This window comes from Legionella fallonii LLAP-10 (assembly GCF_000953135.1).
Lineage (GTDB): Bacteria > Pseudomonadota > Gammaproteobacteria > Legionellales > Legionellaceae > Legionella > Legionella fallonii.
On record NZ_LN614827.1, the window covers coordinates 305,115 to 318,812 of the forward strand.

Here is a 13,698-nt window from a genome sequence, read left to right on the forward strand (position 1 = left end):
AAAACATTGTGTGTTTAATTTGATCATAGGCGATAGGCGTAAATATGCAAATTGAAATAGCTATTTAGACAGATTTTTTGAATGGCTATATGGGTGAGTAAAGAGAAAAATATCAATTTTATCAGTGAAATAACGACGCTGTAATTTTCTGCTCTTATATCGCATCAATGACGCAGGTTTTAGAATACCTCATTGGTCTTCATATACTAGCTACCTGGAGCATGATTATGATCAATGTCGTCAAAAAGTAGTTACTATCGTCTTGTTGATATTTTGTCCCTCATGTTGTAAAATTGGCCAGAATTTGGTGTGCTGAAATCTTTATCACCTAATTAAGAGAGTCATGTTGCTATCATGAGTCCCTAATAAAACAATAGCCTAGGCACAATCAATCAAGTCATGATACGAACGCAAAGTGAAGAGCATTTCACCTATGAGACAACCTCAATTTTTGACAGAAATACAACGCTGGATCGATTAACATCTTAGTCTCAGTACCATAGTCAATCCAGTATATCAGGAGCAGTGTAACAATGGGCAAAACCAAGACTAAACAAGAAATAGATATATTGGTAAGAGCATTTATAAATGCAAGGTTTGATGGTCAGAATAATACCAGCGTCCTTAGCCGAAAGAGTGAGGGAAATAAGACACAACCTTTAGCCGCTCTAATTGATACAGAAACAGAGTTTGGTCTACTAGAGGTTGCCTTAAATGCGGCTATAGTAAGAGATCCGGATTATAAGAGTGGTGAGATATCCATAAAGCATCTAGGAGGCAGTGCTATTCCTGTTTTTTTAGCGGCTTTCAATGAGGTTAATCTTGTTTTTCGCTTGTTACCCAAGGGGCCATACATCACTTCTTATAAGGATTTGCAAGAAGGACAGACTAAAGAACATTTGCCCAAACAATATTTCTTTAATAAGTTAAAATATAGAGACAAAACATATCATCTAGAAGTGATAGAATGTTGTGACAAAGGAAGTTTAGAGCTACAGGCACGAAATAATGCTGAACTCCTCAAGAATAAACAACAACTTTTGTTAAGCTATTCAATAAATATCCTGCAGATCATGATTGATTTTAAGGCGGTAGGCATTGTTTTTCCCGATATTAAACCCAGTAATTTTCTCGTTACTAATGATGGGCGTATAGTGATTGCGGATATCAAAACATTATTAGATATACGCGATAAAACATCTGTTCTTAAAGGGGAGGTGATGAATACTCCCATTTATGAATCTGGCAGCGGGTTAATGAGGGCTTCGCAAGGATTAGCCAAGAGCGAATCTTTTGGTTCTGTTCGCAGTAAAACCATCAGTATTGATGAAATTGAATTAAAATCTCGATATATGGTTGGGGTTACTTTATACGAATTGGCAACAGGCCAGATGGTTGCAATCGCTTTAGCAGAAAAACAAAAAATAGCATTCAATTTGCGAGAAGAAGCAAAATATCATTACGATCAAATTCAGAAAAATGGTACCGCAGGAGAGATCGCGCGGGCAAAGACGGAATATGATACTAAAGAGGATGAATATCAAAGGCTCAGTAAGAAGCGGCCTCATGATGAAATGAGTTTTGAGTTGGATGTTTTTAAAAAAGAAGTTGGCTCCACGTTAAAAAAAATCATCCAATCTTTTATCAATGCGGATAGAAGCCGTCGTATGAGCTTTGAGGCTGCTCTTAAACAACTTTGTGCATTGAAGGGGGCATTGCTCTTACTCAGACCGAGAAAGAGTTCTTATGAAGCAATTGCTAGTTCTTCTGCTTCCGCTGATGGAAATATAGCTATGCCGTCATCATCTCAGGTAGTTGCTGAAGACGAACGACAAAGTCCAAAAGTGAAGAAAAGGAAAGACAATTTTGTAGAGAAAAAAAGAGGGATATTTCAGAAAGATCGAACAGTGAGTGTTTCTACTGTTATTGACAAAAAGATAAAGGATGTCCCGGCTGAGCCTGAAGCCCCACAACCTGCAACATCGCGAGAATCTCTTTCACCATCGAAGAAGAAGATAGAGTTTACTGTAAAGCGACCGACTGAAGAGGAATCTTCAAGTGTGCGAGTAAAAAAAGGATATTCCGAAGAGAAAAAAAGAACGATATTTCAACGAAATCGAACAGCGAGCTCACCCGTTGTTGTTGATCCAAGAGTAACAAAGTCAGAAGAGACCTCGTCATCAGAAGTATTGCCACGCTTTTCCATGTTTAAAGATTTAATATCACCTAGAAAATCATCTAAAGCGTCACTGTCTCCTCGAATAGCTACGCCTTCATCCTCTAGTGAAGAAGTGACTCACTCCATTGAGGAAGAATCATCGTCAACAGGAAAAAGCATTCCTAGAGATAACTTTTTCAAAGAGGAAAGGGCTGTTCGTCAACAAGCAAAAGACTTGTCAAAAGAGCCAGAGGTACCGCACAGTAGCCAAACTCCATCATCCTCTTCGCAGTAAACGTTGGACCCCCCTCATCTATAGCCTAATAACTATCGGTGAGGGAGGATCCCATGCTTTTTATAAGCTCCAATCAATAGGATCTCGACCCTGTGTCGCTAAAAAAGTATTTGCTTTTGAAAAATGACGACAGCCATAAAAACCTTGATGAACAGAAAATGGTGATGGATGGGCCGCAGTTAGCACCAGATGTTTTTTATCACTAATCAAAACATTTTTATTTTTTGCATGAGCTCCCCACAATAAAAATACTAGTGGGTGAGTATGATGATTTAATTTTTTAATGACATTATCAGTAAAAGTAGTCCAGCCTATTTTAGAATGAGACTGCGGCTTGCTTTGTTCCACGCTGAGCGAGGTATTGAGCAATAAAACACCTTGGTTGGCCCATTTTTTTAAACAACCGTGGGTCGGAATAGGGAGGTTCAAATCATTTTTTAATTCTTGAAAAATGTTCTTCAATGACGGAGGAGGCGTAACCCCTGGTTTTACAGAAAAAGAAAGACCATGAGCTTGTCCTGGACCATGATATGGGTCTTGTCCCAAAATCACCACTTTGACTTGCTCATAGGGCGTTTCTTTAAATGCGTTGAATAATTCATTCTGGGCCGGGTAAATTGTTTTTCCTGCCATTTTTTCTTGCTCAAGAAATTGTAAAATAGATTTGAAATACGGCTGTGCCTTTTCATCTCCTAAGACGTCGGCCCAAGTTGTAACGGAATCTGTCATAACAATCTCGCAGTTTATGATGGAGGGCATAGTAGCACAGAGCCTTTGTGAAATCACTTTAAGCCGCTCTTAAACTCATCAAGGGGCTTTTCCAAACCTCTGGAAAAAGTAATAATAGGATTAGCATCAACTGATCATTGCTGTACTAATCCTAAAATAGGTGCAATTAGTTATGTGAGCAGCGTACTATGTATGAGCATGTTGCTGATCAGTCGCGATAAAATTATTAATAATAATGACGAAAGGATTAAGTACTTTATGAAAATCAAATTACTCGCGCAATATACCAATCTATTTAGGATAAAGAAACACTGGCAGTGCGGGTTGTTTAGTCTATTGTTGTCAATGAGCTGTTGGGCTACTAGCAGTGATGCTGAGCTGGCCAAAAAAATTGACACGATTGAGAAAAAATCAAAATCAGTAATCGGCATTACCGCTATTTATATCGAGAAAAATAAGATAGTTGGGCATAACAGTAACAAACGTTTTTTTATGGCAAGCACTATCAAACTCCCAATAGCCTTAGCTTTTTTGCACCGGGTGGATGAAAAACAAGATTCTTTGAATCGTGTTATTAAGATGGATATGAAAAATTCTGTCCCTGGTTCCGGATCTTTGCATCATCTATTTGAGAAGAAAAAGCTCAATATGTCCATGCAACAAATACTCAAATACATGATGAGAAATAGTGATAACAGTGCGAGTGATACTGTGCTGCATGCAGTGAATGGACCGGAATATGTGAAAAAACGTATGGATGCATTGGGATTTAAAAATATTTACGTCAACCGCTCTATCCTGGAAATGTTCTTAGATACCAATCATGTGGATCATGCTTATTTAAATAAACCTCAACCGGTTAATGCGTGGCAAAAAACCTTTAACCAGGTTCCTCTTGAGCAAAAAAAATTAGCTTGGCAGCGTTTTGAAAACGATACACGTGATACCACAACCCCTGAAGATATGGCTAAATTGCTAGTAAAAGTATATAAAAAGCAAGCGCTTTCTGAGGCAAGCACCAAAGTACTGATGAATATTATGGAGCAATGCAGAACTGGTAGAAGCAGGATAAGAGGCTTATTGCCCGGCTCTGTGAAAGTAGCTCACAAAACCGGAACATGGGCAATATATGAGCAGGATTATTTGAGGTATCCAGGCGTTAAAAAATTATACCGCTTTGCCAGCGACGTGGGTATTATCACTTTACCCAATAATAAAGGGCATATTGCTATCGCAGTATACGTTAAATCGCAATCAGCGAGTGATTATCCTCGCAGTCGAGCTATTGCCCTGGCAAGTAGAGCTGTTTACGATCATTTTATGCGACAGTAAGTTCACAATAGCCCTCTTCAGAAACTCGCTGAGGAGGGGGAAGTGCGAGGAGCGACGAATTAATTCGCCTCCTTAGTAGCGTTTTCGACGAGTTCTAATAAAACCAATAGGATCTCAATCCTATTGGTAACTGTTCATGTAAGAGTCCCCATTCCAGTAGGTTGAGTCAAAATGCCCCCTGCGCCCGCTCGCGGAACTTTGTTTGGAAATAGATAGTTAATCGTGGGAGCGGGTTAGGGACTTAGAATGCTCTTTATTCTTTTACCTAACTATATTTTTTGAGGATCTTTCAGAGACAAGCTGCGCGACGTAGAGAGAAGGTTGAATTCCTTACATCAATGGAAGTAACGCTGGGCTTGAGTTCATAGGGAATCCATGTTGATTTAATTTTGTAAACACAGTATAATTATACTCCATGTGTGCCTTTGAAATTTTTTGAGATTATTATGAGTCAATTTTGTTATTTTGCTGCAAGCTCATGGAACGCAAATAATTTTAGTGGATTGGATCTAGAAAATTTAACACAAAAACAATTTATGGATTTTGTTTTTAATAAGATCCTAACTTCAAAATATACTATTGAACAGTTTCTATTTGAAGATGAAGAAAATGCCCTTTTAAATAGTAGAATGACTGATACTCTTCCTTCAAAACCGGGACATGGACAAGAAAAAAAGCGTCTCTTTGAAATTATGTTTAAAATTAAAGGTATTGATAAGCAAGGATTATTAGAGTGTGACAATAAAATAGATCTAAATAAATTAGAAATAACCGACTTAGTAGTCTCTGGGTTTATATATCATGATCAAGGCAAATATAAAGCGGTGCAGTTGAAAGAACAAATAGGAAAGAATTATATACAGAAACGTCTTGAAAGAGAACCAGTAGAATTGAAATGTACTCTTGACTTTAAGGAAGAAATTACATCATTGAAAAGTGATAAAGATTCTAATAAAGAAAGTACGACAACGTTGAAAAAACTAAGAAATAATATTGAACTGTTAGAAAAAGCCATCGAAGATTTAGAAGTTTATTCTAAAGAGCACTCTGGAGTTAGTCCTAATAAAGAGAGAGAGGCGCACGCTTTATATATCCAACTTAAAGACTTTTGTGCGGATCTAAAAAACGAGACCTACGTTAAAAATAACTTTAATGCAATGAAAACTAAATTTGACAAGATAATAGACGATCCTTTGATTGAGAAGCTTGCTGAGCATAGAACATTTCATAAAAATGTTTTGGCAAATATTTTGCTCTACTTGACTATTATTGGCGGTTTAATTGATATTGGGATGCGTATAAGTTCATATGCAACTACAGGTCATTCATATGGTTTATTTAGTAAAACAGATGGTCAAAAGCAAATAGAAAAAATTAGTGAACGATTTAAAACGTTAGAACAAGAGTTACCAATAGAAGATTCTGAAAACGAAAATGAGATTCGACTAAATTCCAATACTTAGTTTGATGCGACACAAATAACCCCACATAATTACGAGGACGGGTCTGTGTATATTTCTCCGAATGCTACCACTTCCGCCTTATTCAGGGGGCTATAGATTGATGAGCAACTTGCTGCTCTACTTCCTTATCTGCTAACAGTGGTTGTTTCTCTTCATCAAACATTCTTAGTTTTCTTACCCCTCTTGAGGCGCTTAGTTGTTGCTCTAGTCCCGATTCATCTTCTCTCCTGTTTTGTGGGGCAGGATTGGCTATGGGCTGCTCTTTTTCATGTTCTGCCGGATGTTTAACAAATAAACTTTCAGTGCCCCATCCTATTAAACCACCCGTTACTGTTCCTAATAATGGTAGAACAATTAAACTGACTCCTAATGTCCATGGAATAAGGCAAAGATCTACAACTAATCCAAGACACAATCCAAGTAATCCACCTAAAAGTTTCCATAGATAGGAATGATAGTGAGGTGTTTCCTCTATAACAGAGGGTTCACGAGAGGTAGTTGATGTATTATTAGTTGGTTCTTGCTCTATAATTAAAGGGCTTATCTGCGATAAATGCCCTGTTTGCAATTCTTTGAATGATTTTTTCCTATGCAGGAATAGTTCTTGGAGCACTGTTGCCGATGGTATTTCTTGTTCTACTAGTGCAAGCGGTTTCGTATTTCCCTTTTGTTCCATGTCTGCAACAGGTGTTAGCCGTTTATTTAAACCAAATCGGGCATTTTGCCTTCTAAGCTGTCGAAAGGGAGTTAATGGTGTGCTATTAATTTTAAGGGAAGAAAGGAGAGCATCCTCTGCTTCTTTAATTTTCTTGTTGTCATGTTTTCTTAAAGTGGGGATCAAACGATAACCATCATCAATCCATTTCTTGAAATTATCGAATCCTTGTTTGTCTTTGGCGGATAACGCTGTTAAATTTTTTGCTTGTTTAAGTAATTCATGCCAACGCTCAAAGTACTCCATCGCTACATCACAAACTTGAGCAAATTCTTTTTTAGTATGTACGCCATTTTTATATTTTAGCTCAGCATCAATAACTTGCTGCAGCGCTATTTGGATCTTTTCAATATGTCTTTCGTAAGCTAGGCCGTACCACTTGATTTGTATTTCATCCTGTAGCGACTTAACGGGGATGAACGGGTCTTTTACTCCTATGGACTTATACCCGCTTACTTTTTCATGGGTCGTATACTCATCACCCACATGACGGACAGAACTATATATGCCTAGTGTTCTATCACTTTGATCGATAATACCTGGTCGCACCCCTGCTTTGTATAATCGCGGCTCAATAGCTGCTAAAATTTTATTGTATTCCTGCTCTTTACCTTCAGGAATGTAAATAGTAATTTGCATTCCGTTGGATACGCGTAAAATATCACGCATAGCCAGTTCTTTCTTTTGTCTCGTGAGTCCGTGGTCGCTAAGAAATTGTTCATCTACCTGGCTGATCTCATGCAGCAACCTTTGAGCCGCATTGATTCTTGCCGTTTTAAAACAAGGTACTCGTTGTTCGAGCAACATGGGATAGAGCAGATCCCATGCCTTGTCCAGATCTGCTGGATGTATACTTAAATGAATTTTCCATGCAGAGTCTTTGTAACCCTTCATTTTGTCCAATTTAAAGGCTGCAAACGCATCAGCATCAGTATTTTTCTCTGATAATTGGCCATTATCTCTATTTTCTGCTGTATTAGGCTTACTCCACGGACTCAGTACGCCACCAATATAAGCAACGTAGTCACCAACTTTTATCTTGGTAAACTGGGGATAAGTGAGATTTAATTTAGAATAGGACATTTCCAATAGATCGCTATCTTCAGCTATCATTTCTTCGGTATTCTTTGTTTGGCCAGGCATAGGTTAATTCTTGGAGATAAATACAAATCGAGGGCTTATTGTACCATAAATGATCATATTGAAGAAGAGCTCTTTTTGCTGTAAACCCGGAATACTCAACAGGAGCCCATCGATTGCTTTTTAAAGATTAATCCATTCTTCCGGTGTAGACGATAATTTTTTTATCAATTCAAAGAGCATCCCAGCATGATATCCATCGCATACCGCGTGATGGAGTTGTGCTGCTATGGGAAGCACTACTTTATCTGCTTGTTGTGTGTATTTACCTATAGTGATAATAGGCGCTAAATAACGAGCATCATCATAAATATTCAAATTAAATGCTGTGAAATCAAGCCAAGGGACACATGAAATAGGGAATGTATTTCCAGGCTCTCCTTCTTTCGGAGTAAAAGCCTTTGTCGCCCCATAGGTTTCCATATCAGTAAGATAATTAAGATAAAAAGCTGAAAAATCTTTATTATAAGGCGTCCATAGATTAGAAAATGTTTTATCATCATCATGAAATAGGGTATAGCAAGGAGACCTAAAATTCCAAATACCAAGCTCACCTTGCTCACTATAATCAATGCGTAGTTCTTCCTGTTGATTAATAGCAGTCGTAATAAGATAAATCATTACGGGATATAGTTTAATTGACTCTTTCTTGCATAGAGATAAGAGTTTTCCGATATCGATGTGGATTGTCAGGCTGTAAGTACATTTAACTTGTTGAGAATAATGATCAAAATAGGGTTTCCTTGGCCATGTATCTAAATTAATTACATTGAATAAAGGAGAATCATTTTTCATTTTTACTCACTTAAATAATATTGCATTATCCTGAGACTTCTGGATGATAAATTAATAAACAATAGAAGTAAATTTTAAAAAACAGTAGAAAATAAATGATGAATGGTTTGTAATGATAAAATCTCTAGCAAAAGGAAGAGCAAATGAAAATTATTATAGTGGGTGGTACTGGAACGATAGGCAAGGCCGTTTCTAAAGAATTAGCACAACGTCATACAATTATTTCTGTTGGCCATACACGTGGTGATTTTCAAGTTGATATCAGAGACTCTGAATCAATAGAGGCGCTTTATAAGGCCGTGGGCCCTTTTGATGCCTTAGTCGCTGCGACCGGAGAGGTGCACTTTGGTTCTTTAACAGAGTTTACCGAAGAACAATATAATGTTGGTTTGAATAGCAAGTTAATGGGGCAAATTAAATTGGTGCTCATTGGGTTTCAATACATTAACAATGGGGGCTCATTCACGCTGACGAGTGGTATTCTCAGCAATGACCCAATCCGCTTTGGTTCTTCTGCTGCTATGGTTAATGGGGCTATTGATTCTTTTGTAAAAAGCGCGGCTATTGAAATGCCCGATCGTTTGCGTATTAATGCAGTAAGTCCTACAGTGCTCTCAGAATCAATGGATAGTTATGCGCCCTATTTTCGTGGGTTTGAGCCCGTCTCTGCCAGTCGTGTTGCATTAGCGTACAGTAAAAGTGTCGAGGGAGCACAAACAGGTATTATTTATCGCGTTGAATAAAGAGCTTATCTTAAGTGGATTTCATTTGAGATATCTTCTATAAGCCGATACAACCTTAAGAGATGACCATAAAATGACAGTTAGGCTATTTTTTATATTTTTATTCTTATTCTCCGGAATAATTTGCGCTGCGATTCCTGAACCTCTCATGTTTCACGATAAACCACTTGACCCTTTGTGCTTTTATAACAGGGAAGGTGAGTCTCAAGTGCTTGATCTTAACAAATGTGGGTTAGCAGAGAAAAAATACGTACAGAAAGGACGTAATTCTGAACTAATAACCAAGGGATTTATCGGGTATAACTGGCAGGATCCTGAGTTTCAAAATGCCACGGAAGGATATAGTTATTATAAATACTTCAATGCAGGTAAGAGCTTATATTGGCTTTATACCATTAACAGTGGCGGGGGAAGTGGAACATTTACTGCCATCCATTTAGTTAAAAGAACAAGTCCCAATACCTTAGACATTAAAACTTTATTTAGCGGTGATCGTTGTAATGGGGGTGTACAAGACGTTTCTGAGGCCAACAATCAATTGACTTTTAGTGTCAATCTCACTGTTTATGACTTGGTCACTTTATCAAAAAAATCATCTCAGTCGATTAGGCCATATGATGATTTAGCTGCATGTGCCGTTTGTTGTATTGCTAAGGCCTTCTATACAGTAGATGCAAAGGCTCTGGCACAACTTAAATATGTCGAGTTAAATAATGTTAAAAATACAGACGAACTACCACAGCAAGGAGTTGAGCAGTCTTGTTTTAATAAATTATTACTTTCTTATACTTCTGCAGGAAAAACCACGTTTAAGCAAAGTACGCTGGATGAGTTTACAGATAAGTTCAACCAAATGTGTATAAAAACAAAAAATTAGCTATGGCCCAGCGAGACACCTCATGGCCATTAAGTTAAGGGAGCATTTAATACCGAATTACCGCGGCATCGACCGCGGTATCCATAACTGAGCCACATCATGGACCCCGCGGTCGATGCCGCGGGGATTCGAAATATCTTAACTTAATGGCAGTGGTGAGATAGTTCTGCAAAAATAATGGTTTTATTTGATAATTACTATCAATGATTGTTTGGGGGGCGCTGTCAAAAGGATATACTAATACGTTCTTTGCGATTAAAGAACAAATACCAACAGACTCCATTGAAAAACTAAATTAGTTTGACAATGAATTAGCTTTAATAAGTACTGAATTAGCAAATAAACTTTCGGCGGGGTAAGCAAGCCTGATTCACTCTTGAGAATTAAGGAGTCGTATCGGGCACGCTACCATGCCAATAAGATTCTTTAGAACAAACTTTGTCCGCGATACACTGTTAATAGCGTGTTAAGCGGTGATTCACCGTTTCCATCCAACTAATGATCCCTCCACGTAAATTACTTATGTGTTGAAACCCCGCATTTTTTAGCTGCTGACACACTGTTGCACTGCGCATACCCGATTTGCAATACACGACTATTGGTTTATCTTGCAGTAAAACGCGTTGTGCTAGTTGGCTGGAGAAGGACGATAAGGGCATGTGTGTGCCTCCAATGTGGCATATATCCCGTTCATAAGGCTCTCGAACATCGAGTAATTGTATGGCATCAGAGTCCGCGGCTAACAGCTGTGCCAAATCGCTCGCTGTTATTTCGGGAATATCAGCTAAAAAGGCTTGGCATTGGTTCATATGCTCATGAAATTCAATGCTTGGGTGTTGAGTACAATCATGTTTGGTAATATCAAAATGCTTAAATTGCATGGTTAATAAGTCCATGCTTAATAAGGTACCCGATAAAACGTGTTCACTGCCTAAAATAATTTTAATCGCTTCCATCGCTTGCAAACAGCCCGCGACGCCTGGCAAGACACCTAAAACACCCGATAGAGAACAATTAGGTGACATATTCGCTGGAGGAGGGGCGGGATATAAGCACTGATAGCATGGACCACGATTATAATTAAAAACACTTAACTGGGCTTCATATTGATAGATACTTGCGGAAATCAACGGCTTTTCTAAGGAGCGACAAACGCTATTTAACAGGTATCTTGTAGAGTAATTATCACTGGCGTCGAGTACCAAATCATAATCAGCAACGATATTCGATGCATTGGCTGCTGACAAAAAGTGTTGATAAATTTCTATAGAGACATGGGAGTTAAGCGAACGCAAGCGTTCCCCTATAACTAACGCTTTATTACGACCAATATCTTGTTCAGTAAATAAAATTTGTCGTTGCAGGTTACTTAATTCAATTTGGTCTCCATCCATGATCCCTAAAGTGCCTATGCCACTGGCTGCTAAATATTGCAATGCGGGACAACCCAATCCTCCGCCACCTACACACAATACTCTGGCGTTTTTGAGTTTTGTTTGTCCTTCCTTGCCAATAACCGGTAAATGGCGACTGTAACGGAGCAGTTCTTCCTGGTTTAATGAGTGCATTTTTACCCTCCCACAAGAGCGGTGACAATATCGATGTTATCGTTTTCGCTGATAGGAATATCTTGCAGTTGATTTAAATTTTTCCCATTCACATAAATATTCACATAAGGGGTTAATGCACCATCGCTGTCGAGAATATTAGCCCGAAGTTTTTCATAATATTGGCACAGTAAGGGAATGAGTTGAGATGTATTATCAATAGGTAATTCAAGTTGATTTTGGTTGTCGGTGAAACGAACCAAAGAGGAATGCACGTTGACTTTAGCCATACTTAACTACGCTGAATTTAAATGTTTTTCAATTTAATTTTTTTAGGGCGGTATGTCAATCAGAAAGAAAAAAGCATCCGTCTCTCAACGAGGTCTAATGCTTTATTGGTGGTGTTCATTAAACATGATTTGCGCATCATAAATCCATTGATAATATTCAACTTTCACAGAACTTAGCGCGTGCACAGAAGAGGCCATTAAATAGGCATGCAGTAGAGAAGTAAACAGGGGGCGGCTAACAGGGATATTGGCAAGCCACATCTTAAATTGCTGTTGGGTATAATGACGCCAGATTTTTAATTGCTTGAGATGATGTGTTAAATAATGTTTTGAAATAATTAAATTAGGCTGTTTCATCTGTTGGTTAATGGCAAAGAGTAATACCAGGATAACCTTTAGAACCTTTTGGGCACCGGCGGTAATGTGTTCAGGAAGATCATAATAATGTGCGAGAGCCGGTAGATTTTCCTGCAATTGCCGGTCAGTCAAATGAAGTAGGCAGATCGATTGACAGATTAAAGAGTAAACCGCAGATAATGAGGCGTGGTCTTTGTAAATAGCGAAATCTTTTTCCGGTGAATATAATTGATTTTCATCGATATAATGAATAAGCGCGGTGTTATCTATAGCGTCTTTTTCCTCAGATGAAAAAACAACTAATTTTTGCAGGAATGAAACGACTTCTGCGCGCAACATATAATCTAGAGGGGATTGCTGATGCAGAGTATAAATCTGCTGTTCGATGGTTGGTAGCCAATCTGCATTATGCTTAAAGGGAGTTGTATTGGCGAATAAAATCAACTCTCTTAAGAAACAGGTCATGACACTGTGCTTGCTTTGCGGCGCTGATTTTTTCTTCATCGAAGAATATTGTGAGTGAATATGTTGCAGAGCCAATATGGCATCATTCTTTTTCACATCAACTAGGCCGTGCTGTTTTAGCCATTGTGAGAAATCTTGATATTGATTGCTATCAGTTTTAGATAAATGCTGAAGTGCTTTAGTTAAGGAGCGATAGGGGTAAAACTGGGCTTTACAGTAGGTTAGCAACTGATTTTGAGCTTCCTGAGTTAAGGCGTTTTCTTCCCTGGCTTTCTTACAGGTTGCTCGGATATTTACCATGGCATCATTAAGGGCACGAAACTGTCCATTGTTATCAAGATGTAAAACGGCCACTTCATCATCATCAGTCAGTATATTTTCTTTGTAATCGACAAATACTTCGCCAAAACCATGCATGCCATAATGGTGTAATTCGGCAGCGCGCAAAGCCCCCATACTGGCAGCACCCCAAACCTCTATGCCGTTCTCTAGGGCCAACAATAGCTCTTTATGCCAAACGGCAGGTGTTGTTTCATACAACCCATCAATGATCACAATAAGTGCCGGATCTAAGCGCAATAGCCTAATGATGTCGCCGCATTGAACAGGTGGATGATAATTGGCGTTGGGGAACAATTTAACTGCGATTTCTATGTCCAGTGATGGGCCTAAGAATACATGAGCTGCATGCATGAGGGGATGTCCAAAATAAAAACAATAGTCCTAATGTCAGAAGATTATAGATTATTTTGTCAAATTATGTGAGTATTAGTCGCCAAAAATAAAGGACTA

General features: G+C 38.4%; 11 protein-coding genes. 5 read left to right on the forward strand and 6 right to left on the reverse strand.

Features of this window, described 5'->3' with window-relative positions; all coding sequences use genetic code 11:
* The first annotated feature begins 533 nt into the window (after window positions 1–533).
* Entirely contained in the window at window positions 534–2,453 is a 1,920-nt protein-coding gene (locus LFA_RS01145; RefSeq protein WP_045094564.1) for a protein kinase family protein, read from the forward strand.
* A gap of 60 nt (window positions 2,454–2,513) precedes the next feature.
* On the opposite strand, the gene ung is transcribed toward LFA_RS01145, so the two are convergent.
* Window positions 2,514–3,182 (reverse strand): uracil-DNA glycosylase, encoded by a 669-nt coding sequence (gene ung, locus LFA_RS01150; RefSeq protein WP_045097328.1) that lies wholly within the window; start codon window positions 3,180–3,182, stop codon window positions 2,514–2,516.
* Between the two features lie 258 nt (window positions 3,183–3,440).
* Here ung and bla point away from each other — a divergent pair, with 258 nt between their 5' ends.
* Both bla and LFA_RS01160 read left to right on the forward strand, forming a co-directional pair.
* Entirely contained in the window at window positions 3,441–4,514 is a 1,074-nt protein-coding gene (gene bla / locus LFA_RS01155; RefSeq protein ID WP_045094565.1) for a class A beta-lactamase, read from the forward strand.
* Window positions 4,515–4,960: 446 nt separating this feature from the next.
* Window positions 4,961–5,977 (forward strand): hypothetical protein, encoded by a 1,017-nt coding sequence (locus LFA_RS01160; protein WP_045094566.1) that lies wholly within the window; start codon window positions 4,961–4,963, stop codon window positions 5,975–5,977.
* An 82-nt stretch (window positions 5,978–6,059) separates the two neighbouring features.
* On the opposite strand, the gene LFA_RS01165 is transcribed toward LFA_RS01160, so the two are convergent.
* On the reverse strand, window positions 6,060–7,835 hold the full coding sequence (locus tag LFA_RS01165; protein WP_045094567.1) for a hypothetical protein: 1,776 nt from the start codon (window positions 7,833–7,835) through the stop codon (window positions 6,060–6,062).
* Between the two features lie 120 nt (window positions 7,836–7,955).
* Window positions 7,956–8,627: a type A chloramphenicol O-acetyltransferase gene (catA, locus tag LFA_RS01170; protein WP_045094568.1), complete on the reverse strand. Its 672-nt coding sequence runs from the start codon at window positions 8,625–8,627 to the stop codon at window positions 7,956–7,958.
* Window positions 8,628–8,770: 143 nt separating this feature from the next.
* Here catA and LFA_RS01175 point away from each other — a divergent pair, with 143 nt between their 5' ends.
* Both LFA_RS01175 and LFA_RS01180 read left to right on the forward strand, forming a co-directional pair.
* The gene (locus tag LFA_RS01175) at window positions 8,771–9,370 is read left to right on the forward strand and encodes a short chain dehydrogenase (protein ID WP_045094569.1); all 600 of its coding nucleotides are present in this window, start codon (window positions 8,771–8,773) and stop codon (window positions 9,368–9,370) included.
* A gap of 208 nt (window positions 9,371–9,578) precedes the next feature.
* Window positions 9,579–10,247: a hypothetical protein gene (locus LFA_RS01180; protein WP_231865884.1), complete on the forward strand. Its 669-nt coding sequence runs from the start codon at window positions 9,579–9,581 to the stop codon at window positions 10,245–10,247.
* Window positions 10,248–10,702: 455 nt separating this feature from the next.
* Here LFA_RS01180 and LFA_RS01185 read toward each other — a convergent pair whose 3' ends face one another.
* From LFA_RS01185 to LFA_RS18695, 3 genes are all read right to left on the reverse strand, one after another.
* The gene (locus tag LFA_RS01185) at window positions 10,703–11,815 is read right to left on the reverse strand and encodes a ThiF family adenylyltransferase (RefSeq protein WP_052673805.1); all 1,113 of its coding nucleotides are present in this window, start codon (window positions 11,813–11,815) and stop codon (window positions 10,703–10,705) included.
* A gap of 2 nt (window positions 11,816–11,817) precedes the next feature.
* Window positions 11,818–12,084, reverse strand: a complete 267-nt coding sequence (locus LFA_RS19295; protein WP_052673806.1) for a MoaD/ThiS family protein — start codon at window positions 12,082–12,084, stop codon at window positions 11,818–11,820.
* 102 nt (window positions 12,085–12,186) lie between these two features.
* Entirely contained in the window at window positions 12,187–13,599 is a 1,413-nt protein-coding gene (locus LFA_RS18695) for a TfuA-like protein (protein ID WP_052673807.1), read from the reverse strand.
* Between the last annotated feature and the right edge of the window lie 99 nt (window positions 13,600–13,698).

Coding starts and splice junctions, on each gene's coding strand:
- LFA_RS01145 (WP_045094564.1), top strand. CDS start 534: ATGGGCAAAACCAAGACTAAACAAGAAATAGATATATTGGTAAGAGCA.
- ung (WP_045097328.1), bottom strand. CDS start 3,182: ATGACAGATTCCGTTACAACTTGGGCCGACGTCTTAGGAGATGAAAAG.
- bla (WP_045094565.1), top strand. CDS start 3,441: ATGAAAATCAAATTACTCGCGCAATATACCAATCTATTTAGGATAAAG.
- LFA_RS01160 (WP_045094566.1), top strand. CDS start 4,961: ATGAGTCAATTTTGTTATTTTGCTGCAAGCTCATGGAACGCAAATAAT.
- LFA_RS01165 (WP_045094567.1), bottom strand. CDS start 7,835: ATGCCTGGCCAAACAAAGAATACCGAAGAAATGATAGCTGAAGATAGC.
- catA (WP_045094568.1), bottom strand. CDS start 8,627: ATGAAAAATGATTCTCCTTTATTCAATGTAATTAATTTAGATACATGG.
- LFA_RS01175 (WP_045094569.1), top strand. CDS start 8,771: ATGAAAATTATTATAGTGGGTGGTACTGGAACGATAGGCAAGGCCGTT.
- LFA_RS01185 (WP_052673805.1), bottom strand. CDS start 11,815: ATGCACTCATTAAACCAGGAAGAACTGCTCCGTTACAGTCGCCATTTA.
- LFA_RS19295 (WP_052673806.1), bottom strand. CDS start 12,084: ATGGCTAAAGTCAACGTGCATTCCTCTTTGGTTCGTTTCACCGACAAC.
- LFA_RS18695 (WP_052673807.1), bottom strand. CDS start 13,599: ATGCATGCAGCTCATGTATTCTTAGGCCCATCACTGGACATAGAAATC.